Origin of the sequence: Sphaerisporangium aureirubrum (assembly GCF_042658925.1) — a bacterium.
GTDB classification, from domain to species: Bacteria; Actinomycetota; Actinomycetes; order Streptosporangiales; family Streptosporangiaceae; genus Sphaerisporangium; species Sphaerisporangium aureirubrum.
In genome coordinates this window covers 18,635-42,256 of sequence record NZ_JBHSRF010000025.1, presented here as the reverse complement: position 1 = coordinate 42,256, position 23,622 = coordinate 18,635, and the positions used below count along the sequence as shown (strand labels likewise).

Sequence of the window (23,622 nt, the reverse complement as noted above, 5' to 3'; positions counted from 1 at the left end):
CGTCCGGCGCGCCGGCCATGTCAGTCCCGTTGTGCATAAGCCGAAGATCCCTTCTGTACGGCGGGCGGGGACGGCCCTGCCGGTTCCGGAACGCGGGGGCGCCGCGTCGCCGCGCCGCGGTGCTTCCCGCGGTCGGGTCGCCTCCCGCGTCCCGGAACCCGTTCTGGTGTGGCCGGGTGAGACCCTCGCCCGGCCACGCTCTTTCGTCGGGCACGCCTCCTGTTAGGTGAGGCCGCCCGCCCAGGAGTAGGTCTTCAGGTAGGGGTCGGGCTTGATGGGCTTGCCGGAGTTCCAGACCTCCTTGATCAGGCCGTCGGCCTCGATCACGCCGATCCGCGCGGTCTTGTACATGTGCTGGTTCTCGCCGTCGATGGTCACCAGACCCTCGGGCAGTTCCAGCGCGATGCCGCCGGCCGCCTTCTTCACCGCCTCGATGTCGACGCTGCCGGCCTTCTTCGCCGCCTCGGCCCACAGGTAGACCGCGTTGTAGCCGGCCTCCATCGGGTCGGACGTCGGACGGTCGGCGCCGTACTTAGCCTTGAACGCGTCGACGAACTTCTTGTTGGCCGGGTTGTCGGTGGTCTGGTAGTAGTTCCACGCCACGAGGTGCCCGGCGATGTTGTCGACGCCGATGCCCTTGACCTCTTCCTCGGCGACGCTGACCGACATGACCGGCATCTGCTCGGCGGTGACCCCGGCGCTCTTCAGCTGCTTGAAGAAGGCCACGTTGCTGTCGCCGTTCAGCGTGTTGAACACCGCGTCCGGCTTGGCCTGCACCACCTTGTTGACCAGCGTGCTGTACTCGGTGTGGCCGAGCGGCGTGTACTCCTCCCCGAGGATCTCCATGCCGTTCGCCGCCGCGTACGCCTTGATGATCTTGTTGGCGGTGCGCGGGAAGACGTAGTCGCTGCCGACCAGGAAGATCTTCTTCTTGCCCTCTTCCTTCAGGTAGTCCAGACCGGGGACGATCTGCTGGTTGGTCGTGGCGCCGGTGTAGAAGATGTTCGGAGAGCTCTCCAGGCCCTCGTACTGCACCGGGTACCACAGCAGGCCCTTGCGCTTCTCGAAGACCGGGAGCATGGCCTTGCGGCTGGCGGAGGTCCAGCCGCCGAACACCGTGGCCACCTTGTCCTGGGCGATCAGCTTCGTGGCCTTCTCCGCGAAGGTGGGCCAGTCGGACGCGCCGTCCTCGACGACCGGTTCGATCTTCTTGCCGAGCACGCCGCCCGCGGCGTTGATCTCCTCGATGGCGAGCAGTTCCGCGTCCCTGACGGTGACCTCGCTGATCGCCATGGTGCCGCTCAGCGAGTGCAGAATGCCTACCTTGATCGTGTCGTTCCCAGCCCCTGCGGAGGCACCGCCCGAAGCCGTCGTCGGCTCACCGCCACAGGCGGTGAGTCCGGTCGCCAAGAGCGCGACGGCGGCCCCGATGCGCCAAGCTGAATTCCGCAATTACTCCTCCTTGCCGATACGGCCCCCGCACCGACCCGTCTGCCGCAAAGGTGTGCGAACGAGGTTTCGCGACAACGTCGCGATTGTTAATTGCCGTTTACCGGCTCTTCACCGCAACAACACGACCGCACTTCAGAGACCCGGCACCATAAGGGTTTTCGCGCCGGCCGAATGGGGGAAACGCCACGCGTGGATTTCTCACCGATAGCGAAAGATTCTGGTGAATTGAGTGCGCGGCCGGGCGGAGTATGGTGACAGAGGGCTCCGGTGGGGCCGACACGAATCGGAAATCCCCACGTCACGTCACCGAAACCGCGGTTGCCTAGGGTCCGGCCATGCGGCTCACCCCACACGAACAGGAACGCCTGCTCATCCATGTAGCGGCGGGTGTCGCCCGTGACCGGCAAGCCCGTGGGCTGCGCCTGAACCACCCGGAGGCGACCGCGATCATCGCCTCCTTCCTGCTGGAGGGCGCCAGGGACGGCCGCAGCGTGGCCGACCTGATGGAGGCGGGCCGCAAGGTGCTCCGCCGCGAGGACGTCATGGAGGGGATCCCCGAGATGCTGGAATCGGTGCAGATCGAGGCGACGTTCCCCGACGGCACCAAGCTCGTCACCGTCCACCGGCCGATCCAGTAGACACGCCGATGATCCCCGGAGAGATCGTGCACACCGGCCCGCCCGTCCCGCTCAACCCGGGACTCGAGCGGGTCACCCTGCGTGTCGTCAACACCGCCGACCGGCCCGTCCAGGTGGGGTCGCACTACCACTTCGCCGCCGCCAACCCCGGGCTGGAGTTCGACCGCTCCGCCGCGTGGGGGCTGCGGCTCGACGTGCCCGCGGGCACCGCCGTCCGGTTCGAGCCCGGCGTCGAGCGTGACGTCACCCTCGTGCCCATCGGCGGGCGCCGCGTCGTCCCCGGCCTGCGCCCCGAATGGGCCGGGCCGCTCGACCACGGACCGCCCGCCACCGAACCATCGACCACCAGCGCGGACGGGGACGCGAATGCCTGAACCGGCGATCGAACGCCCGAGATACGCCGTCCTGTACGGCCCGACGACCGGCGACCGGATCCGTCTCGCGGACACCGATCTGTTCGTCGAAGTGTCGGAGGACCTCAGCAGGGGCCAGGACGGCGGGGGCGACGAGGTCGTCTTCGGTGGCGGCAAGGTCATCCGCGAATCCATGGGACAGGCCCGGGCGACCCGGGCCGAGGGCGCCCCCGACCTGGTCATCACCGGCGCGGTGATCCTCGACCACTGGGGCGTGGTGAAGGCCGACATCGGCGTGCGGGACGGCCGCATCGCCGCCATCGGCAAGGCCGGCAACCCCGACACCATGGACGGCGTCCATCCCGACCTGGTGATCGGCCCCTCCACCGAGGTGCTGTCCGGCAACGGCAAGATCCTCACGGCCGGGGCCATCGACTCGCACGTCCATCTCATCTGCCCGCAGATCGTGGACGAGGCCCTGGCCGCCGGGGTGACCACGATCATCGGCGGCGGCACCGGGCCCGCCGAGGGCACCAAGGCCACCACCGTCACCGGCACGTGGTACCTCGCCCGCATGCTGGAGTCGATGGACGGCATGCCCGTCAACGTCGCCCTGCTCGGCAAGGGGAACACGGTCAGCGAAGAGGCGCTGCTGGAGCAGCTGCGCGCCGGGGCCTCGGGGTTCAAGCTGCACGAGGACTGGGGCACCACGCCGTCGGCCATCGACGCCTGCCTGCGGGTCGCCGACGCGACCGGCGTGCAGGTGGCCATCCACACCGACACCCTGAACGAGGCCGGGTTCGTCGAGTCGACGCTGGCGGCCATCGGCGACCGGATGATCCACGCCTACCACACCGAGGGGGCGGGCGGCGGGCACGCGCCCGACATCATCAAGGTCGCCTCGTACGGCAACGTGCTGCCGTCCTCGACCAACCCGACGCGCCCGCACACGGTGAACACCCTGGACGAGCACCTCGACATGCTGATGGTCTGCCACCATCTCAACCCCGCGGTACCCGAGGACCTCGCGTTCGCCGAGTCGCGGATCCGGCCGTCCACCATGGCCGCCGAGGACGTGCTGCACGACATCGGGGCGATCTCGATGATCGGCTCGGACTCCCAGGCGATGGGGCGGATCGGCGAGACGGTGATCCGCACCTGGCAGACCGCGCACGTCATGAAGAAACGGCGGGGCGCCCTGCCCGGCGACGGGCCCGCCGACAACCTGCGCGCCCAGCGGTACGTGGCGAAGTACACCATCTGCCCGGCCGTGGCGCACGGGCTGGACGCGCACGTCGGGTCGGTGGAGACCGGCAAGCTCGCCGACCTGGTGTTGTGGGAACCGGCGTTCTTCGGCGTGAAACCCGACGTGGTGCTCAAGGGCGGCGTCATCGCGTACGCGCAGATGGGCGACGCCAACGCGTCCATCCCCACGCCGCAGCCGGTGATGCCGCGCCCGATGTTCGGCGCCGCGCCGAAGACGGCCGCGGCGACGTCGCTGCACTTCGTGGCGCCCATCGCCCTGGAGGGCGGGCTGGCCGGGCGGCTCAACGTCGACCGGCGGCTGGTGCCGGTGGCGGACGTGCGGCGGCGGGGGAAGTCGTTCATGCCGCACAACGACACTCTGCCCGTCGTGGACGTCGATCCCGACACCTTCGCCGTCCGGGTGGACGGCGAGCTCATCGAACCCGCCCCGGCCGTGGAACTCCCCATGGCCCAGCGCTACTTCCTGTTCTGACCATGACGGCGGCGCTGCTGCTCCTCGCCGACTCCCGGCTCCCGGCCGGCGGCCACGCCCACTCGGGGGGCGCCGAACAGGCGGTGCGAACCGGTGCCATCACCGGTTCCGGCGACCTGACGGCGTTCCTGCGCGGACGCCTGGCCACCACCGGGCTGGTCGCCGCGGCGCTCGCCGCGGCAGCGTGCGCGCTGGCGGCATCGGACCCGGACGGCGCCTCGGAGCCCGCCGGAATGCCGGACGGTGCCGGACGGCCGGGCCGTGCGGAAGCACCGGACGAGGGCCCGGCAGGCGCCTGGCGGGAGCTGGACGCCGAGGCGGACGCGCGGACGGCGTCGCCCGCGCAGCGGGACGCGAGCCGCACCCAGGGGCGGCTGCTGCTGCGCAGCGCGCGGCGCATCTGGCCCTCGGCCGCGCTGGACGCGCTGGCGAAGGCCCTGCCGGAGGGGACGCACCATCCGATCGCGCTCGGCGCCGTCGCGGCGGCGGCGGGCTGCGATCCGTACGACGCGGCCCTCGCGTCCGCGTACACCACGATCACCGGGCCCGCCACCGCGGCGGTCCGGCTGCTCGGGCTCGACCCCGTCGTCGTGCACCGGGTGCTCGCCGGCCTCGCGCCGGAGCTCGAAGGCGTGGCCCGCGCGGGGCACGCCGGCACCGCGTGGGAGGAGCTTCCCGCGCATGCCGCCCCCGCACTCGATCTGCTGGCCGAACAGCACCTACGCACGGAGGTACGGCTCTTTGTCAGCTAATCACGACGACCGCCACGACCGTCCCGACCCGCACGGCCGGGCACTGCGCCTCGGCGTCGGCGGCCCGGTCGGAAGCGGCAAGACCGCCCTGGTCGCGGCGCTGTGCCGCACACTCGGACCGGTTCTGCGCCTCGGTGTGGTCACCAACGACATCTACACGACCGAGGACGCCGACTTCCTGCGCCGCGCGGGGGTGCTCGACCCCGAGCGCATCGTCGCCGTGCAGACCGGTTGCTGTCCCCACACCGCCATCCGCGACGACATCGCGGCCAACCTCGACGCGATCGAGACCCTGGAGGAACGCTTCGGGCCGCTCGACCTCGTCATCGTGGAGAGCGGCGGGGACAACCTGACCGCGACCTTCAGCAGAGGGCTGGCCGACCAGCAGATCTTCGTGCTGGACGTGTCCGGCGGCGACAAGGTGCCCCGCAAGGGCGGCCCCGGGGTCACCGGCGCCGACCTTCTGGTCATCAACAAGACCGACCTCGCCAAGCACGTCGGCGCCGACCTGACCGTCATGTCCAGGGACGCGGCGGCCGTACGGGACGGCAAACCCGTGCTGTTCACCTCGATCCGTGAGGTACCGGAGGTGTACGCCGTGGCCGAGTGGGTCCACGGGGTCACCCAGGCCTGGGCGCACGCCCAGACCGGGCCGCACGGCCACGCCGTCCCGACCTCCGGTTCCTGAGTGCTCCAGGTCGAGCGGCGTACGTTGCGGGCGCGGGCGGTGGTCGGCACCGAACGGGCCGGCGGGCGCACCGTGCTCCGCTCGCTCCGGTCGGATCCGCCGCTGACCCTGCGGCAGACCGGGCCGGAGCGGGTCCATCTGGTCTCCACCGCGGCGGGCCCGCTCGGCGGCGACCTGCTGGAACTGGTGGTCGACGTGGCCGCGGGGACCACGCTGGAGATCGCGTCGGTGGCGAGCACCCTGGTGCTGCCCGGCCCCGGCACCTCCCGCGTGACGGTGCGCGCCCGGGTGGGCGCCGGGGCGGTGCTGCGCTACGCCCCCGAGCCCACCGTGCTCGCGGCCGGGTGCGATCACCGGATGGACGTACGGCTGGAACTGGACGAGGACGCGGTGGTGTCCTGGCGGGAGGAGATCGTGTTCGGCCGGCACGGCGAACGCCCCGGCGCCTGCCGCTCGCGCTTCGACGCCACGGCCGGCGGCGTGCCCCTGCTGCGTCAGGAGCTCTCCGTGGGCGACCCCGCGGTGGACGGCAGCCCGGCGGTGTACGGCGACGCCCGCTGCGTCGGCAGCGTGCTGCTCACCGGCGTGCGCCCGGCGGCTCCGCTGCTCTCCGAGGGCTGCGCCGTGCTGCCCCTCGCCGGTCCCGGCACCCTGGTCTCCGCCCTCGCCCCGGACGCCCCGGCGCTGCGGGCCAGGCTGACCTGGGGGGAGGCCGAGGCGGGCCGGGCGTCTCCGGCGTGACGGCTCAGACGACCGGGCCTTCCCAGGCGGCTCGGTCGCGAGGGCTCAATCGGCTCAATCGGCTCAGACGGCTCAGTCGTAGAAGCCGAGACGGCGCAGCTGCTTGGGGTCGCGCTGCCAGTCCTTGGCGACCTTGATGCGCAGGTCCAGGTAGACGCGGGTGCCGAGCAGGGCCTCGATCTGGGCGCGGGCCCGGGTGCCGACGTCCTTCAGCCGCGCGCCCTTAGGGCCGATCACGATGGCCTTCTGCGAAGGGCGCTCCACGAACATGTGGGCGTACACGTCCAGCAGGTCGTCCCGGCCCTCGCGGGGGCCCATCTCCTCCACGACCACCGCGATGGAGTGCGGGAGCTCGTCGCGCACGCCCTCCAGCGCGGCCTCCCTGATCAGCTCGGCCACCAGCATCTGCTCGGGCTCGTCGGTCAGCTCGCCGTCCGGGTAGAGCGGCGGCGACTCCGGCAGCCGTTCGATCAGCTGGTCGGCGAGCACGTCGAGCCGGTCCCCCGACTCCGCCGAGACCGGGATGATCTCCGCGAAGTCCGCGAGCTCCGACACGGCGAGCAGCCGGCGCGCGATCTGCTCCCGGTCGGCGAGGTCGCACTTGGTGAGCACGGCGACGACCGGTGTCTTCTTGACGGCGGCGAGCTTCTCGGCGATGAAGCGGTCGCCCCTGCCGATCTGCTCGTCGGCGGGCACGCAGAAACCGATCACGTCCACCTCGGTCAGCGTGGACAGCACCAGGCTGTCCAGGCGCTCGCCGAGGAGCGTACGGGGCCGGTGGAGGCCAGGGGTGTCGACGACGACGAGCTGCGCGCCCGGCCGATGGACGATGCCGCGGATGGCGCGGCGGGTCGTCTGCGGCTTGGAGGACGTGATGGCCACCTTGGCGCCGACCAGCGCGTTCATAAGCGTCGACTTACCCACGTTGGGCCTGCCGACGAAACAGGCGAAACCGGCACGGAACTTAGTGGCTGAGGAACTCACGCTCCCCATTGTCCCGGATCAGATGAAGCGGCCCTTCACGGTGCCGTCCGGCGCGGCCAGGAAAAGCACCGCGCCGCCGAGATCCTCGATCACCGCGGTGTCCTCGTCGGACGGCTCCTCACCGTCGGTGACCAGGGCCGCCGCCTCCAGCGACACGGCCCCGCCGGACACCGCCATCGCCACCGCCACCTGCACCGCGGTCAGCTTCAAGGACGGCAGGTCCACGTTCGTCGCCGTGTAGGTGCGCCCGGTCTCGTCCCGCACGGCCGCCCCCTCGGCGGTGCCGTTCCGCGCCCGCACCGCCCGCGCCAGCGTAATGATCTTGCTGTCCTCAGGATCGAGGCTCTTCTCGCTCACGCGCCAAGGCTACTGGTCCCCCCCGCCCGGCCGTCATACCGTCCCGCCACCCGGATCACTGGCCGGCGGGCTCCTGGACGGCGGCCGTGATGGACTCGGCGAGGCGCTCGGTCTGCGCGGGATCGAGGTGGGCCACGCCCGTGTGGACCAGGGAGATGAGCAGGTCGCCGGTCCGCACGACGACCAGGTGCATCTCGTACGGGTAGCCGCCCACCCGGCCGCGGAAACGGCGGGCCTCCATGCCGTCGCCGAGGGGGCGCAGGGAAAGCCCGGAGGCGACGAGGCGGTCACCGCGGCCCGCGCTGTCCATAGTGGCGGAGGGACAGGAACGGATCAGGTCGCGGATGTGGCGCAGGGCCTGGCCCGCGTCGCCGTCCGGATAGACCGCGAGGACGACCCCCGCGGTCTCGCCGAGGTGGTCGCCCTCGAAGGAGGCGGACTCGGCGAGGGCGGGTTCCTCCTCGTCCGGCCTGCCCTCGGCGAGGTCGAAGAGACGGGCGCAGTCCCGCTCGGCGGGCTGGAAGGGCGAGTGCCAGGCGGTGTCGGCGCGGTGGGCGAAGTCGACGTTCGGGTCGATCAGCCTGGTCACGGCGGCGCGGGCCCGGCCCAGTTCCTCGGGGCCCGCCGCGCCGTCGCCTGGGCCACAGGCCGCCGTGGCCCAGGCGAACAGGGCGCAGACCAGGAACACACCAGTGACGCGCATCGCGCTCCCCCGACATCCCGCACGCGGGATTCCCCGGCTCCCGCCGAGGGGTTACTTCCCGGCCGCTCCCCCGGCAACCTCGTTGATCGTCAACGCTTACCGGCTGTTGGGATCTTCATGGCGCGCGGCCCCGGCGTGGATGCTTGCCGCCGTCCCCGCCCCGGACGGGCGACGGCCGCACTACGCTTCTGCGGCGGACCCGTACGGCGTGCGCCGGTGCGGCTCGCGTGAGGGGGCTGGGGCATGGGCGGTCGAGGGGTTCTCGCCACCGGGCTGGCGCTGGCGCTGGCGGCGGGGCCGGGCGCGGCGCCCGTGCTCGCGGAGGCGGCGCCGGTGCGGTGCGCGCCGCAGCGGGGCGGGACGCAGGTCGGGGAGTCGTGGGGGCAGCGGCGGCTGGCGTTCACCGGGGTGTGGCCGCTGACCCGGGGCGAGGGCGTCACGGTGGCGATGATCGACAGCGGGGTGGACGCGCGGCATCCGCAGGTGCGGGTGGCCAAGGCGGTCGACCTCACCGGGACCGGGGCGCGGGACTGCCTCGGGCACGGGACGGCGGTGGCGGGGATCATCGCGGGGGCGGACATGCCGGAGATCCCGTTCAGCGGGGTCGCCCCGAAGGCCCGGCTCATCTCCATCAAGCAGACCAACGACGAGCGGGGCGACGTGGCGCTGCTCGCGCGGGGCATCGTGCGGGCCGCCGAGCTCGGCGCCAAGGTCGTCAACGTGTCCATCCAGACCAACGACCAGCCCGACCTGAAGGCCGCCGTCGACTACGCCCTCGCCCGGGACGTCGTCATCGTGGCCGCGGCGGGCAACACCGGCAACACGGGCGACGGCGCCTCCGCGCCCGCCTACCCCGCCGCCTACCCCGGCGTGCTGTCGGTGGGCTCGGCCGGGCCGGACGGGCACCGCACCGACTTCTCCAACGCCACCACACCGGTGTCCGTGCTCGCGCCCGGGCAGGACGTCACCAGCACCTGGCCCGGGGGCGCGTACCGCCAGGACCTGGACGGCACGAGCTACGCCGCGCCGTACGTCGCCGGGGTCGCGGCCCTGGTGCGGGCCCGGCATCCCGAGCTGGACAACGTGCGGGTGCGGCGGCGCATCGAGGTCACCGCGGACGGGGCCACCGGGGCCGGGAACGGGGCCGGGATGGTGAATCCGCTGCTCGCGGTCACCGCGATCCTGCCGTCGGAGGCGGTCGCCATCGCGCCTCCGGTGCCGCCGCCGCTGCCGTCCGGCGTGGTGAGCAAGGCCGTGCCGCCGGACCGGGAGGCCATCTCGATGTCGGTCGGCGTGACGGTGATCGCGCTCGGCGCGGCGGCGCTGGTGACCGGGGTGAGCCTGGTGCTGCCGCTCGGGCGCAGGCGGGGGTGGCGGCCCGGGCGGGCGGTCGTGCCGGACGAGTGACCTGGGGAGATGTGCGCGGGCGACCGAAAAGGCGCTCGGCCGTCTTGGGGCCGCGATTTCATGAGGCCTGATCAGGTCTTGGCCCGTTACTCGCCGGTAGATCAACAAGACCGTAACAGGTGCTACACAAGTGACTAAATATCCGGAATGTTACTTGTTCCTGTGGTGTCATGTGCTGCGGAGATTGTGTGATCCACAGGGGAAGGCAAAGGGACATGCAGGCACTAATGCCGGGGGACCCCCAAATAATAGGCGAATACTCCCTGCTTGGACGCCTTGGACAGGGTCCCCGCGGCATCGCCTACCTCGGCCGGGTGAGCGTGACTCCGGTTCCGGCCGGTACCGGGAGCACCGCGGCAGCTGGCGAAGCGGCGGACCGGTTGTTCGTCGTCACGTCCCTTCCCCCGCGTCCCGGCGCCGACGCGGCGACGCGCGCGGCCGTCCTCGACGACCTTTCCGCGGCACGGCGGGTGTCCAGCGCGTACACGGTGCGCGTCGTGGACGCCGGCTGGGACGGCGACCGGCCGTACGTGGTCCGCGAGCACGTCGAGGGCCGTTCCCTGCGCGAGACCGTCGAGACGGACGGCCCGCTGACCGGCGACCCCCTGGAGCGCCTGGCCGTCGGCGCCCTCACGGCCCTCACCGCCGTCCACCTCGCCGGCCTCACCCACCGCGCCCTCGGCCCCGAGAACATCCTGCTGACCCCGGACGGCCCCCGCGTCACCGACTTCGCCCTCCCCTCCCCCGGCCTCCCCGTCCCCGGCACCCCTGCGGACGACGTCCACGCCTGGGCCGCGACGCTCGCCTACGCCGCGACCGGGACCACCCCGTCCGGTGTGCCCGGCCTCGATCTGACCGTCCTCCCCGCTCCGTTGCGCGATGTGGTGGCCGCCTGCCTGGCGCCCGCTCCCGCGGACCGGCCCACCGCGCAGGGCGCCATGCTCTGGCTCCTCGGCCAGGACCGCGCCGCCGGGCCGCAGCCGGGTGTGGCGCCCGCCGGTGAGGTGACCGGGGTCACCCGGCCCGCGCCTCCGGCGTCCGGTGGGCTGCCCGCCGTTCCCGGCGGTCCCGCCGCCGTGGTGCCGCCGGTGGAGAACGAAGAGGCGGGGGCGGTGTGGGCGGTGCCCACGCAGGAGGCTCCCGCCCAGGTGTGGGGGGCTCCGGCGCTGCCCACCGAGGAGGCGCCCGCGGAGAAGGCGGCGCCCGTCGCCGTGACCGGTACGGACGAGCCCGCGACGACGATCACGCGTAAGAAGATCGGCGGACGGTTCCCGGTGGGGCTGGCCGCGGGGCTCGGCCTCGTGGTCGGGCTGTCGGGGCTCGGGCTGTGGGGCGCGAGCCACTACTCGGCACCGCAGCAGATCGGGCGGCTGGCCGCGGAAGGCGACGCCGCCGGGGGGTCGGCGGCCGGCGACGGCGCCGCGGACACCGGCGGTACCAGCGGCGTCGGCGGCACCTCCGCGCCGCGGGCCCAGGTCACGGTCCCGTGGGCCGTCACTCCCGGGCCGTCCCAGTCCGGCGTCTACCCGCTGGACATCGGCGACGACCCGTCCGTCCCGACCATCTCCCCCGGCCCTCAGTTCACCCCGCCCGCCGTACCGACCTCGGCCCCCACCCCCGTGCCGACCCCGACCGGCCCGGCCACCCCGACCCCGGCCCCCACGGTCACCGTGACCGTGTCACCGTCCGCCGAGGGAACCCCCAGCGCCCCGGGCACACCCACCCCGGACAACGGCACCCCGAGCCCTTCCCTCAGCGGCACCCCCACTCCCGGCGGGACTCCGACCCCCGGTGGCACCCCGACCGCTGGCGGGACGCCGACGCCGAGCGGCACCGTCACGCCGACCGCGTCCGGACCCGCCACCCCGCAGCCGAGCGTGTCCCGGACCGCCACCCCCGGCCCCACGGTGTCCCGCACGGTCCGGCCGACCCCCTCGGGCACCCACCCGGCCCCGCCCAGGCCCACCGTGACCCGGACGATCACCGCCCCGCCGCGCACCACCGCCCGCCCGTCGTACTCGCTGCCCCGCACCCAGCCCGTGGGCACCAACCCGTACAACCCGCAGCGAGTGTGCAACTCGGCCGGCAAGGGCAGCGCCTTCTACGTCCAGCGCTCCAGCACCTTCAGCGGCGGCACCACCTACCAGCTGTACGACACCACGACCGGCGCCAACTGCGTGGTCACCCTCAAGACCGCCAACATCGGCGTCGCCACCCCGGTGTCCGCGACCCTGGAGATCCAGGGCTCGGCCCCCATCACCGACAAGGGCTCCTTCGCCTACTACGCCGGCCCAGTGATCCAAACCGCCAAGGGCAAATGCGTCCGCTTCACCGGCACCGCCGGCGCCGCCTCCACCACCGTCCCCTTCGGCAACTGCGGCTGACACCCCCCGCCCCACCCTGAACCCCGACCCGGCCGACCCCATGTACCGGCGAACCCGGCACCGCTAACTGCGGGCACCCCGATGTACGCAGGCACCCAGACGTGCCTCCCGCACCATCCACTTCGTCACGCGTCTCCGGCACCGACACGGCCGGATCCAGGCACGGCGAAACCAGCGCCGTTCACAGCGGGGCAACCCGGTGTGCGCAGGCGCCCACGGAAATGGTCCTTGCGAGGGGGCGCGCTTCGCGCGGAAGCCGCAAAGGCTGCTCTCATGCGGGGGATACCCCCGCACCCCCGGCCCTGCCGGGCTCATCGTGTCCCACCACACCCCGCACCCCGCGCTCCGGCCCAGACGTGCCCAGCACCCTTGGCCCAGACGTGCCCAGCACCCTTGGCGCAGACGTGCCTCCCGCGCCCCATCTATGGGGTCACTTCTCCGGCGCCGACACGGCCGGGTCCACGTACGGCGAAACCGGCGCCGTCTTACGGCGGGCAACCCGATGCGCAGGCGCCTTCCCATCTTGCTCGGGGAAGGGTCGTTTCTGACAGTCACGCGACGTGTGGCCATGGCCTCCCACCCCAGTGTGGCGGGAAGTTGCGAGCGGTTTCCTGCTGCCCGTCCGAATTCGGCGGTCTCGACCGTCGGTTCATCCCTTGGGCATAGGGTCTGCGGCATGGCGCTGCAACTTGTTCAGGTGAACTTCAAAGCCCGGGATGACTCGGCGGTGGGCCGGTTCTGGGCGGAGGCACTCGGCTGGGGTGTTTCCAGTGAGGGGACCGGTGCGACCAGTGCTAAGCCTGTGGGTTCCGCTTGGCCGGTCCTCGATGCCGTCAGCATCGATGTCATCGCCGTTCCGGACCCCGAGACAGTGAAATACCGCGCGCACATCGAACTCGCGACCAACTCTGCGGCCCATCATGCGGAGTTGGTCGCGCGTCTGAAGGAGCTCGGCGCGACGCCCGCGGATGTGGGGCAGGGCGCCGTCCCGTGGACGGTTCTGGCCGATCCGGAGGGCAACCTGTTCTGCGTCCTGGAACCTCGGGAGAACTACCGGGACACCGGGCCGATCGCCGCGGTGGTCGTCGACTGCGTGGACCCGCGGGCCATGGCCCGGTTCTGGGGCGAGGCGATGGACTGGACCCCGCACGAGGTGAGCGACGATCATGCGCTGCTGCGTTCCGCCAAGGGTGTCGGCCCGTATCTGGAGTTCCTCCGCACGCCCCACCTGAAGGACACGTGGAATCGCGTCCATCTCGACCTGCTGCCCTACCCCCTTGACGGTCAAGCAGCGGAGGTGGCCCGGCTTGCGGCCCTCGGCGCGACGCTCGTCGACGTAGGCCAGGGCGACGTCCCATGGAAGGTTCTGGCCGACCCGGAAGGCAACGAGTTCTGCATCCTCGGCCCGGCCTGACGCGGAGCCTCCCCGCCCTGCTCCGCCACCGAACTCATCAATGACGTCGTCCCCATTGAAGTCGTCTGCCGCCTCGGCCACGCCTCCACCGAGGCCACCCAACTCGCCAGCAGAGTCGCCGACAACGAGTTCCCGCGCCGCCCTGTTACCGGCGCTGACACGGATAGTCCCGAGACCCGGAGCAGGGCTCCCATCGACGGACGGAAGATGGAGCACACCGAAGTAGTCCCGGTCAGCCCGCCCGCCGGGAAGGCTTTTGGGTGGCATGGGGCACGTCTCGGCTGGGTGCGGCGGGAACGACGAGCCCGGCAGGGCCGGGGGTGCGGGGGTATCCCCCGCATGAGAACAGCCCTTGCGGCTTCCGCGCGAAGCGCGTCCTCCGCAAGGACCATTTCACCCGGCGCCGTGCACACCACGGGTTTCCCGCCGTACCACGGCGCCGAATTCTCCGTACCACGTCCCGCCGTACCGGCGCCGATCCGCGACGCGTGGCCAGTACGGCGGGGGCGGTGCGGGGTGGCGGCCCAGTTCGGCCGCCTGTGGGAGTGGTGCGGGGTTGGCGGCTCCGGTTCGGCCGCCCGTGGGGGTGGTGCGGGGTGGCGGCCCGGGGCAGCCGTTTGGTACGGCGGGAGTGGTGCGGGTCAGGGGCGGCCGGGGTCGGCCGTTTAGGCCTGTGGGAGTGGGGTCAGCGGCCCAGTTCGGCTAGGGCTGGGAGGGCTCGGTCGTTGAAGTCGAACAGGGCCTGGTTTTCCCAGGCGTTGCCGGAGTTGGGGTCGGTGGGGTCCCAGCCGCTGCCGCGGACGGCGGTCCAGGTGGGCTCCCACCAGACGACGCCGAGGCCGCGGCCGTTCGGGACGGCGGCTACCACGTCCTTCACGGCGCGGAGCATGTTGGTCTGGCCCGCCGAGGTGGCGGGGTAGCCGGCGTAGGGCTCGGAGCCGCCGACGACGTTGGCCAGGAAGTCGTCGTTGCCGGCGGTGAAGGGGTAGGCCGTCTCCACGACGAGAGCCGGCTTGCCGTAGCGGGCGGTGATGTCGTTGATGTTGCTGCGGAAGGCGGCGAGGGTGCCGTGCCAGACGGGGTAGTACGAGAAGCCGATGATGTCGAACGGGACGCCGCGGGAGCGGGCGTTGTCGAACCACCAGCGGTAGAGGGCGTTGTCGCCGCCGTCGGGCAGATGCAGGATGATCTTGGCAGAGGGGAAGACGGTGCGGACGGCGCTGGTGCCCGAGATGAGCAGCTGGGACAGGTTGCCCCAGTTGGAGCTGCGGCCGTCCTCCCACAGCATCCCGGAGCTGATCTCGTTGCCGACCTGCACCATGTCGGCCGCCGTGCCCTGTGACCTGAGGCCGTTCAGCACGTCGTAGGTGTGGTCGTACACGGCCTGCCGCAGGCGGGTGAAGTTGTACGAGGTCCAGGCGGCGGGCTTGTACTGCTTGCCGGGGTCGGCCCAGTTGTCGGAGTAGTGGAAGTCCACGAGCAGGCCCATGCCGAGTGCTTTGACCCGGCGGGCCATGGCGAGCACCCGCGACTTGTTGTTGTAGCCGTCGGCCGGGTTGACCCAGACCTTCAGCCGGATGGTGTTGACGCCGCTGTCCCTGAGGATGGCCAGGGCGTCGCGGCGGGTGCCGCCCGCGTCCAGCCATCGGCCGCCGAACGCCTCGGACTTCGGCAGGCTGGACACGTCGGCGCCCCTGATGGACAGGGGGGCCAGTGCCGTGCTCGCGGCCCCGGCGGGTGGGGGGATGGCGGGCAGCGCGAGGGCCGCTCCGCACAGCAGGGCTGCGATGGTTCGTTTCATCGTGACCTCCGGTCAGGTGGGAGATGACGCACCGAACTCGTGGACCACGGTCACACCGCCCGCCGGTATCGTGACGTGGCCTTCGTGCACCGTGCCGGTGAGCGCGTCCCGCCCGGAGACCCCGGGAACGGTGACGGGCTCGCCGCCATGGTTGATCAGGAAGACGTGGCTGCCGCGCCGGACCATCTCCAGCGTCTCCGGCAGCCCGTACGGCCGCTCCACCCCGGCCGCGTCGAGTGCCCCGGCCAGCGCCGGGCGCAGGTCCCCGGGCGCCGTGGCGAGATACCACGCGACGCCGGGCCCGAGGTCGTGCCGGGTCAGCGCGGGGTGCCCCGCGTCCGGCCCGTCCGCGAACAGCTCCACGGCACGCGCCCCGGCCGGGCGCACCCGCTCGGACCACACGCGCCCCCGGCCGCCGCCGGTCAGCTCCACCAGCTCGTCCTCCCGCAGCGGGTGGAACTCCTCGACCGTCAGGCCGAGCACCTCGCGCAGCACCCCGGGGAAGGGCCCCGGGTGAATGGTGTCGTTGCGGTCGACGATCCCGGAGAAGTAGGACACGAACAAGTGACCGCCCGCCTCCACGTACCGGTGGAGGTTCTTGGCGCCTGCCTCGGTGAGCAGGTACATGCTGGGGGCGACCACCAGCCGGTATCCCGACAGGTCGGCCGTGGGGTGCACGAAGTCCACGGTGACGTGCTCGCGCCACAGCGCGGCGTAGTAGGCGTCCATCCGCTCGCGGAACACGAGGTCGACCGACGGGCGCCACTCCAGTTCGAGCGCCCAGGCCGACTCCCAGTCCCACACCAGCGCCACCTGAGCCGCCACCCGGCTCCCCCGCACGTCCGCCAGCGCGGCGAGGTCGCGGCCGAGCCCGACGACGTCCCGCCAGGCCTGGGAGTCGGTGCCGGCGTGCGGCACCATCGCCGAGTGGAACTTCTCGGCGCCGAAGCGGGAGGCCCGCCACTGGAAGAACAGCACCGAGTCCGAGCCCCTGGCGACGTGCGCGAGGCTGTTGCGCCGCATCTCGCCGGGCCGTTTGGCGATGTTGCGCGGCTGCCAGTTGACCGCGCCGACCGAGTGCTCCATCAGCATCCAGGGCCGTCCGGCGCCGAGCGAGCGGCTGAGGTCGGCGGACATCGCGAGGTCGATGTGGTTGTCGGGCTCCTCGGCGTGCAGGTAGTGGTCATTGGCGATCACGTCGACCTCGCGTGCCCAGCTCCAGTAGTCCATCGAGGAGCAGTTGGTCACCATGAAGTTGGTGGTCACCGGCACGGACGGCGTGAGCTCGCGCAGGATGTCGCGCTGCAGGCGGTAGCACGCCAGGTGCTCGTCGGAGGTGAAGCGCATGAAGTCGAGCCGCTGCGCGGGGTTGACCACGGTGTGGTTGGCCCGGGGGGCGTCGATCTCGTCCCAGTCGCCGTACCGCTGGCCCCAGAAGGTGGTGCCCCACGCCGCGTTGAGCGCCGGCAGGTCCCGGTACGTGCGGCGCAGCCAGCCGCGGAACGCCTCCACGCTGGCCGGGCAGTAGCACTCGCCGAGCGGCGCGCCGTACTCGTTGTGCACGTGCCACATCACCACGGCCGGGTGGTCCCGGTAGTGCCCGGCCAGCGCCCGGGCCAGCGCGGCGGTGGCCTCGCGGTACTCCGGCGAGCTCGGGCACGCCGACTGGCGGGCCCCGGTGCCGAGCCGTACGCCGTCGCGGGTGACGGGCAGCGAGCCGGGGTGGCGGCGGGAGAACCACGCGGGCGGCGTCGCCGTCGGGGTGCCGAGGTCGACGGCGACGCCGGCGCCGTGCAGCCGGTCGACGACCTCGTCCAGCCAGGCGAAGTCGTACTCGCCCGGCGCGGGCTCCATCAGCACCCACGAGAACAGGCCGACGCTGATCAGGTCGACCCCCGCCTCGCGCATCAGGCGGACGTCCTCCTCCTGCACCTCGCGCGGCCACTGCTCGGGGTTGTAGTCGCCTCCGTAGGCGATACCGACCGGAAAGCGCCGGGGCATGGGCTTCTCCCTACCGAGTCTCTGTGAACGTGCACAGTAACTCAGCGGCCTTCGCTTGAGAAGCCGTGGCCCGGCGCACCGCCTGAAACTGGAAGTTAACGACCAGGCAACAAACCCTTGACGGCTCAGAACCCGGGATTCAGTCTGTGAACGTTCCCAGAGTGTGTCGCTTAATCCTTGATCAATGACTCCAGACGATGGAGGCAGGAATGCGCACCAAGCGCCTTTCCGCCGTGGCGACGGCATTACTCACCGTCACCCTGGCGGCCACCGGGTGCGGTGGATCCGGCTCCCCCGGCACCCCCGCCGCCTCCGGCCAGGCCGCGAGCTCGGCCCCCGCGGGACCGGTCACGCTGACCTACTGGACCTGGGTCCCCAACATGGACAAGATCGTCGCGGTGTGGAACCAGGCCAACCCCGACATCAAGGTCACGGTGAGCAAGCAGGCCGGCGGCGACGACGCCTCCGCCAAGTTCCTCACCGCCGCCAAGGCCGGCAACCCGCCCGACCTGGTGCAGGCGGAGTACCAGCACCTGCCGTCGTTCGTGGCCGCCGAGGCGGTGGCCGACATCTCGGCCGAGACCGCGTCCGTGCGCGGCGAGTTCACCCCGCAGCTGTGGAACCTCGTGACCCTCGGCACCGAGGGCGTGTACGCCGTGCCGCAGGACAGCGGGCCGATGATGCTGTACTACCGGCCCGACCTGTTCGAGAAGTACGGCATCGAGGTCCCCAAGACCTGGGACGAGTACGCCAAGGCGGCCCGCACCGTGCGCGGCAAGGACCCCAAGGTGTATCTCGGCACGTTCTCCAGCAAGGACCCGGGCTCGTTCGCCGGGCTCGCCCAGCAGGCGGGCGCGCAGTGGTGGGCCATCAACGGCGAGGCGTGGAAGGTCGGCATCGACGACGCCGCCACCCTGAAGGTCGCCGACTACTGGGGCGGCCTGGTGCGCGAGGGCGCCATCGACGACATGCCGTACTTCACCCCCGCGTGGAACAAGGCGCTCAACGACGGCACGCTGCTGAGCTGGCCGTCCGCCGTGTGGGGCCCGGGCGTGCTGGAGGCGAACGCGCCGAAGGGCAAGGGCAAGTGGGCCATCGCGCCGCTGCCGCAGTGGAGCGCGGGCGAGAACGCGAGTGGCTTCTGGGGCGGCTCGTCGACCGCCGTCGCGGAGAAGTCGCCGAACCGCGCCGCGGCCGTGCGCTTCGCGACCTGGCTGAACACCGACCCGCAGGCCCTGCGCCTGCTGATCGACGAGGGCGCGGTGTACCCGGCGTCCACCAAGGGCCAGAGCGCGATCACCCAGCCGCCCGCCTACTTCTCCAGCCAGCCCGACTTCTGGACGAAGGCCGCCGAGGTCGCGGCGACCGCGCGGGGCTTCACATTCGGGCCCAACGTCAACGTCACCTACAACGCCTTCAAGGACGCGTTCGACAAGGCGCTGCGGGACAAGGCGCCGTTCGGGGACGCGGTGCGGGTCATGCAGGAGACGACGGTCGCCGACATGCGCAAGTCCGGCTTCCAGCTCGCGCAATGACCGGACGCGGCAGCGGCTCCCGCGCGGCGCCGTACCTGTTCCTGACCCCGGCGATCGTGCTGTTCGCGCTGTTCCTGGCGCTGCCGATCGGGTACACGGCCTACCTGAGCCTGCGCGCCACCAAGGTGTCCGGGCTCGGGCTGGGCCGCGGCGCGCGGCGGGAGGTGTACGTCGGGTTCGCCAACTTCGCGGACGCGATCGGGGACAGCGAGCTGTGGGCCGGGTGGCTGCGCGTGCTCGGGTACGGCGCCATGGTGCTGGTGGTGATGCTGGGGCTGGCGCTGCTGTTCGCGCTGCTGCTGGACTCCGCGCACGTGCGGCTGGCGCGGTTCTCCCGGATCGCCATCTTCCTGCCGTACGCCGTACCCGGGGTGGCCGCCACCCTGCTGTGGGGGTTCCTGTACCTGCCGAGCCTGAGCCCGGCGCAGGGACTGCTGTCGGCGATCGGCGGCGAGGCGGACCTGCTCGGCGCGGGCACGGTGGTGTACTCGATGGCCAACGTGGCGGTGTGGGGCGGGGTCGGGTTCAACATGCTCGTGCTGTACACCACGCTGCGGGCGGTGCCGCGCACCTACTACGAGGCGGCCAGGATCGACGGGGCGGGCGAGCTGACGATCGCGCTGCGGGTGAAGATCCCGATCCTCACCCCGGCGATCATCCTGACCACGGTGTTCTCCCTCATCGCCACCATCCAGGTGTTCACCGAGCCCACCACGCTGCGGCCGCTGACCAACACGATCAGCTCGACGTGGAGCCCGCTGATGAAGGTGTACCGGGACGCGTTCGTCACCGGGAACCTGTACTCGGCGGCGGCCACCTCGATCGTCGTCGCGGCGATCGCGCTGGTGCTGTCGTTCGGGTTCCTGCGCGTGGTGCGCGACCGCGCGTTCGAGGAGCGCCGATGACGACCACCGCGCTGCCCGCCCGCGCCGCCGCCCGGGAGGGGACCCATGCCCTCCGGGGGGCGGGCCCGACCGTCATCCTGCTCGGCGGGGCGCTGTACTGCCTGTTCCCGGTGGCGTGGGTGGTGATCGCGGCCACCAAGTCCCGGGCCGAGCTGTTCTCCACCGGGACTCTCGCCGTCGGCACCGGGCTGTTCGAGAACCTCGCGGACCTCGCGGCGTACCGGGACGGGGTGTTCTGGCTGTGGATGCTGAACACCGTGCTGTACGCCGGCGTGGGCGCCCTGCTGTCCACGGGCGTGTCGGCGATCTCGGGGTACACCCTGGCCAAGTACAGCTTCCCGGGCCGGAACCTGTTCTTCAACCTGCTGATCGGCGGCATCCTGGTGCCCGCGGTGGTCCTCGCCATCCCGCAGTACCTCCTGCTGTCCAAGGCCGGCCTCGCCGACACCTACTGGGCGGTCCTGCTGCCACAGATCCTCAGCCCGTACGGCATCTACCTGGCCCGGGTGTACGCCTCGGCCGCGGTGCCCGACTCGCTGCTGGACGCGGCGCGCATCGACGGGGCCGGGGACTGGCGGGCGTTCCGCCAGGTGGCGCTGCCGCTGATGGTGCCCGGCATGGTGACCATCTTCCTGTTCCAGTTCGTGGCGATCTGGACGAACTTCCTGCTGCCGTTCATCATGCTGGGCGACGACCGCAAGTTCCCGCTGACCGTCGGCCTGTACACGCTGCTCGCCGCCGGAGCCAACCAGCCGGCGCTTTACAACCTGATCCTCACGGGAGCGCTGTTGTCGCTGATCCCATTGATCGCGCTGTTCCTCACCATGCAGCGCCACTGGCGGACCGACCTGTCCAGCGGGGGCGTGAAAAGCTAGTGCTCGTGCAGAGGAGACGCCCCACCATCCACGACGTGGCCGCTGCGGCCGGTGTGTCCCGCGGAACGGTGTCCCGGCTGCTCAACGGGGACAAGTACGTCAGCACCTCGGCCAAGATGGCGATCGAGCGCGCCATCGCCGAGACCGGGTACGTGGTGAACCGCAACGCGCGCAGCCTGGTCACCCAGCGCACCGGCTCGGTGGTCATGGTGCTGTCCGAACCGCAGGAGAAGCTGTTCGAGGACCCCAACTTCAGCGTGCTGCTGCGCACGGCCACCCGGCGGCTCGCCGAGCGGGACGTGTCGCTGGTGCTGATGATCGCCGCGGACGACAGCGACCGCGACCGCGTGGAGCGCTACGTCCGGGGCGGGCACGCCGACGGGGTGCTGCTCATCTCCACGCACGCGGGCGACCCGCTGCCCGACCGGCTGCGGGACATCCCGGCGGTGGCGCAGGGCGCCGTCCTCGGGCGGGAGGGCGTGATCCCGTACGCCGCGGCCGACGACCGCGAGGGGGCCCGGCAGATGACGCGGTACCTCGCCGGGCAGGGGCGCAAGCGCATCGCCACGATCACCGGGCCGCTGGACACCCCCGGCGGGGCGCTGCGCCTGTCGGGCTTCTGCGACGTGCTCGGGCGGCGGGCCGCCAAACGACTCATCGAGCACGGCGACTACACCCAGCTCGGCGGGGAGAGCGCGATGGCGCGCCTGCTGGAACGTGCCCCCGACATCGACGCGGTGTTCGTCGGGTCGGACCTCATGGCCGCCGGGGCGCTGTCCACCCTGCGGGCCGCCGGACGGCGGGTGCCGGAAGACGTGGCGGTGGCCGGTTTCGACGACTCCGCGGTGGCCATGACCACCCATCCGCCGCTCACCACCATCAGGCAGCCGCTGGCCCGGGTCGCCGAGGAGACGGTCGGGCTGCTGCTCGGCCTGATCGACGGCGCCGAGTACACCGGGCCGGTGATCCTGCCCACCGAACTCGTGGTCCGCGAGTCGGCCTGACCCAGTCTCGTTTTGGTCACCGGGGTTTGACCCCTCGCGATACGGTGAGACGCCATATGGCGACGCGTGCGGTGCGCCGGAGGGCGGGGATCCTCGGACGGCGGGACCGCGCGGCGCCGGGGACCTCCGAACCCATCCATTGACGCGGAAGGCGAATACGTATGACGTGGCGCGGCGAACCGTTCTCTCCGACCGGTGACCCCGAGGTCGATCAGGTACTGGAGACGCTCGCCGTCCAGACGGCCCAGTTCGAGGAGGTCGGCCGCCGCCTGTCCGCCACCCTGGGCAGAGGCGAGGCCGAGGACGGCCGCGTCGTCGTGGAGGTCCGCACGGGCGGCTCCCTGGCCTCCCTCCACATCGACCCCCGGGCCCTGCGCCTGGGCTCCGAGGCCCTCGCGGAGGCCATCCTCCGCGCCGCCAAGGACGCCGAGACCAACGTCGCCAGCCGCGCCGAGGCCGTGATGCGCCCCCTTCTCGGCGAGGACGAGGCCCGCGCCGACGGCGACGACTGACCCCTGGCGGCCAGGGACCGCGCACAAGCGCCACAGACGCCTAGAGTGATCGTCGTGGACGTGCCGCTGGAGGAGCGCTTGCGCATGGCGTGGGCGGACGAGGATGTCGCGGGATGCCTGGCTCTGCTCCGGGTCGCGCAGTTCGGGTTGCCGATCACCGAGCGGGCCGCGAGCGGCGACGAGCCGCCCGCCTGGCCGACGGTGGCCAACGGGGAGCGGGTGTGGGTGGTCGCCTTCACCTCCGCCGAGGCCATGCGGGAGTCCATCGGCGAGGTGACGCCGTACCACCGGGTGGTCTCCCTGCCCGAGCTGGCGGCCGGATGGCCCGATCCGCGGTGGGGGCTGGCGATCAATCCCGGGCTGCCCGCCGGGTTCTTCCTGGAGGCGGGCACGGTGGCGCGGCTGGCGGCACCGTCGCTGGCCCAGGACCGCGACGCGCTGCCCGGGGCCGGGCCGCCGGTGCTGCAGAAGCTGCTGCGCCCGGTCGATCTGCACGCCCACCTGGCCGGCGGCGAGTCGCGGGTGTCGGGGTACTGCCACCACGCCATGGACGTCGCGCACATCGCCACCCCGGCCGTGCTGGCCGACGCGCTCGGGCGCGGCGGCGAGGAGGGGGTGCGCACCGCCCAGGGCTCGGTGCACCTGCTGCGGTGGCGGGCCGCGGGGCTCAACCTGTACCGCGTGCCGTACGGCGGGGTCGACGAGGAGTCCATGGCCGCGGTGGCCGGGTGGGTGATCGAGGAGCCGCCGTTCCCCGGCCTGGGCTTCGCGCCGAACGGCGACCAGGTGATCCGCGAGTACCGGGTGGACGGCGCCGGCCTGCCGCACGGCGCGGAGATCTGGGAGCTGACCGCCGACGGCGAGGAGCACCGCCGCGCGGTGTACGACGGCGACCTGGACCGGTGGCTGCTGGTCGCGTTCCGCCCCAGGAGCGCGGAGTGATCCCGGCGGTCCGGCACGGCTACCGCGCGCGGTGGCTCGGCGCCGAGTACCCCGCCGTGCCGGACCCGCGCCCCGACGGGGTGTGGATCCGGCTGCGCGCCGGCGGGCCGGCCGAGGGGTTCACCGAGGTGGCGTCCGGCGTGTTCGTGCGCGCGGTGCCCGCCGTGGAGTGCGACGAGGTGGTGTTCGCCGTCATGATCGGCGAGTGGCGGGGGGCCACCTGCCAGGTGCGGGACGAGCGGGACGGCGAGTTCCTCGTGGAGTACGTCGGAGGGCTGCTGCCGGTGGCGCTGGAGCTCGGCCTGGAGCGGGTGGAACGCGGGGTGCACCGGGGGTGGGTGCCGCGGGACGAGGTGGCCGGCCTGCGGGAACACGTCGTACCCCTGGATTTCTGATTACCCTTTATCCCCACAAAAGCCCATAAAACGGATATTCC

At 72.1% G+C, this 23,622-nt stretch carries 22 protein-coding genes; 16 read left to right on the top strand and 6 right to left on the bottom strand.

Going from position 1 to position 23,622, the window contains the following annotated elements; translation table 11 throughout:
- Positions 1-222: 222 nt before the first annotated feature.
- Positions 223-1,452 carry an urea ABC transporter substrate-binding protein gene (gene urtA, locus ACFP1K_RS18465; protein ID WP_380754654.1) on the bottom strand — a complete coding sequence of 410 codons (1,230 nt, stop codon included), beginning with the start codon at positions 1,450-1,452 and terminating at the stop codon, positions 223-225.
- 335 nt (positions 1,453-1,787) lie between these two features.
- On the opposite strand from urtA, the gene ACFP1K_RS18460 reads away from it, so the two are divergent.
- Genes ACFP1K_RS18460 through ACFP1K_RS18435 form a run of 6 tightly spaced genes read left to right on the top strand, consistent with a single transcriptional unit; the run spans position 1,788 to position 6,362 of the window.
- Positions 1,788-2,090 carry an urease subunit gamma gene (locus ACFP1K_RS18460; RefSeq protein WP_380754651.1) on the top strand — a complete coding sequence of 101 codons (303 nt, stop codon included), beginning with the start codon at positions 1,788-1,790 and terminating at the stop codon, positions 2,088-2,090.
- Positions 2,091-2,098: 8 nt separating this feature from the next.
- Positions 2,099-2,464 carry an urease subunit beta gene (locus ACFP1K_RS18455; RefSeq protein WP_380754649.1) on the top strand — a complete coding sequence of 122 codons (366 nt, stop codon included), beginning with the start codon at positions 2,099-2,101 and terminating at the stop codon, positions 2,462-2,464.
- Positions 2,457-4,181, top strand: coding sequence for an urease subunit alpha (locus ACFP1K_RS18450; RefSeq protein ID WP_380754646.1), 1,725 nt, complete (start codon positions 2,457-2,459; stop codon positions 4,179-4,181). The genes ACFP1K_RS18455 and ACFP1K_RS18450 overlap by 8 nt, the downstream gene beginning before the upstream one ends.
- A gap of 2 nt (positions 4,182-4,183) precedes the next feature.
- Positions 4,184-4,933 (top strand): urease accessory protein UreF, encoded by a 750-nt coding sequence (locus ACFP1K_RS18445; protein ID WP_380754642.1) that lies wholly within the window; start codon positions 4,184-4,186, stop codon positions 4,931-4,933.
- The gene (gene ureG, locus ACFP1K_RS18440; RefSeq protein WP_380754640.1) at positions 4,923-5,621 is read left to right on the top strand and encodes an urease accessory protein UreG; all 699 of its coding nucleotides are present in this window, start codon (positions 4,923-4,925) and stop codon (positions 5,619-5,621) included. Before ACFP1K_RS18445 ends, ureG begins: the two co-directional genes overlap by 11 nt.
- A complete protein-coding gene (locus tag ACFP1K_RS18435) occupies positions 5,622-6,362 on the top strand; it encodes an urease accessory protein UreD (protein ID WP_380754636.1) in 741 nt (246 codons plus the stop codon).
- A gap of 72 nt (positions 6,363-6,434) precedes the next feature.
- Here ACFP1K_RS18435 and era read toward each other — a convergent pair whose 3' ends face one another.
- Genes era through ACFP1K_RS18420 form a run of 3 tightly spaced genes read right to left on the bottom strand, consistent with a single transcriptional unit; the run spans position 6,435 to position 8,406 of the window.
- Complete coding sequence (gene era, locus ACFP1K_RS18430; RefSeq protein WP_380754634.1) at positions 6,435-7,355, bottom strand: GTPase Era; 921 nt, start codon at positions 7,353-7,355, stop codon at positions 6,435-6,437.
- Between the two features lie 9 nt (positions 7,356-7,364).
- Entirely contained in the window at positions 7,365-7,703 is a 339-nt protein-coding gene (locus tag ACFP1K_RS18425; RefSeq protein WP_380754631.1) for a cytidine deaminase, read from the bottom strand.
- 55 nt (positions 7,704-7,758) lie between these two features.
- The gene (locus ACFP1K_RS18420; RefSeq protein WP_380754629.1) at positions 7,759-8,406 is read right to left on the bottom strand and encodes a hypothetical protein; all 648 of its coding nucleotides are present in this window, start codon (positions 8,404-8,406) and stop codon (positions 7,759-7,761) included.
- A 243-nt stretch (positions 8,407-8,649) separates the two neighbouring features.
- On the opposite strand from ACFP1K_RS18420, the gene ACFP1K_RS18415 reads away from it, so the two are divergent.
- From ACFP1K_RS18415 to ACFP1K_RS18405, 3 genes are all read left to right on the top strand, one after another.
- The gene (locus tag ACFP1K_RS18415; RefSeq protein WP_380754627.1) at positions 8,650-9,813 is read left to right on the top strand and encodes a S8 family serine peptidase; all 1,164 of its coding nucleotides are present in this window, start codon (positions 8,650-8,652) and stop codon (positions 9,811-9,813) included.
- 314 nt (positions 9,814-10,127) lie between these two features.
- Complete coding sequence (locus tag ACFP1K_RS18410) at positions 10,128-12,197, top strand: serine/threonine protein kinase (protein WP_380754624.1); 2,070 nt, start codon at positions 10,128-10,130, stop codon at positions 12,195-12,197.
- Positions 12,198-12,873: 676 nt separating this feature from the next.
- Complete coding sequence (locus ACFP1K_RS18405; RefSeq protein WP_380754622.1) at positions 12,874-13,611, top strand: VOC family protein; 738 nt, start codon at positions 12,874-12,876, stop codon at positions 13,609-13,611.
- Positions 13,612-14,296: 685 nt separating this feature from the next.
- On the opposite strand, the gene ACFP1K_RS18400 is transcribed toward ACFP1K_RS18405, so the two are convergent.
- Both ACFP1K_RS18400 and ACFP1K_RS18395 read right to left on the bottom strand, forming a co-directional pair.
- Positions 14,297-15,412, bottom strand: a complete 1,116-nt coding sequence (locus ACFP1K_RS18400) for a glycoside hydrolase family 53 protein (protein ID WP_380754619.1) — start codon at positions 15,410-15,412, stop codon at positions 14,297-14,299.
- 12 nt (positions 15,413-15,424) lie between these two features.
- Positions 15,425-17,413, bottom strand: a complete 1,989-nt coding sequence (locus ACFP1K_RS18395) for a beta-galactosidase (RefSeq protein ID WP_380754617.1) — start codon at positions 17,411-17,413, stop codon at positions 15,425-15,427.
- A 209-nt stretch (positions 17,414-17,622) separates the two neighbouring features.
- Between ACFP1K_RS18395 and ACFP1K_RS18390 the strand changes: the two genes are divergently transcribed.
- The 7 genes from ACFP1K_RS18390 (at position 17,623) to ACFP1K_RS18360 (ending at position 23,581) form a co-directional block, all read left to right on the top strand.
- Positions 17,623-18,948 (top strand): ABC transporter substrate-binding protein, encoded by a 1,326-nt coding sequence (locus ACFP1K_RS18390; protein WP_380754614.1) that lies wholly within the window; start codon positions 17,623-17,625, stop codon positions 18,946-18,948.
- Complete coding sequence (locus tag ACFP1K_RS18385) at positions 18,945-19,853, top strand: carbohydrate ABC transporter permease (protein WP_380754611.1); 909 nt, start codon at positions 18,945-18,947, stop codon at positions 19,851-19,853. Before ACFP1K_RS18390 ends, ACFP1K_RS18385 begins: the two co-directional genes overlap by 4 nt.
- Positions 19,850-20,728, top strand: a complete 879-nt coding sequence (locus tag ACFP1K_RS18380) for a carbohydrate ABC transporter permease (RefSeq protein ID WP_380754608.1) — start codon at positions 19,850-19,852, stop codon at positions 20,726-20,728. The genes ACFP1K_RS18385 and ACFP1K_RS18380 overlap by 4 nt, the downstream gene beginning before the upstream one ends.
- 5 nt (positions 20,729-20,733) lie before the next feature.
- Entirely contained in the window at positions 20,734-21,732 is a 999-nt protein-coding gene (locus ACFP1K_RS18375) for a LacI family DNA-binding transcriptional regulator (protein ID WP_380754605.1), read from the top strand.
- Positions 21,733-21,893: 161 nt separating this feature from the next.
- Positions 21,894-22,244: a YbaB/EbfC family nucleoid-associated protein gene (locus tag ACFP1K_RS18370; RefSeq protein WP_380754602.1), complete on the top strand. Its 351-nt coding sequence runs from the start codon at positions 21,894-21,896 to the stop codon at positions 22,242-22,244.
- A gap of 54 nt (positions 22,245-22,298) precedes the next feature.
- Complete coding sequence (locus tag ACFP1K_RS18365; protein ID WP_380754599.1) at positions 22,299-23,186, top strand: SseB family protein; 888 nt, start codon at positions 22,299-22,301, stop codon at positions 23,184-23,186.
- Positions 23,183-23,581: a hypothetical protein gene (locus tag ACFP1K_RS18360; protein ID WP_380754596.1), complete on the top strand. Its 399-nt coding sequence runs from the start codon at positions 23,183-23,185 to the stop codon at positions 23,579-23,581. The genes ACFP1K_RS18365 and ACFP1K_RS18360 overlap by 4 nt, the downstream gene beginning before the upstream one ends.
- Positions 23,582-23,622 lie beyond the last annotated feature (41 nt).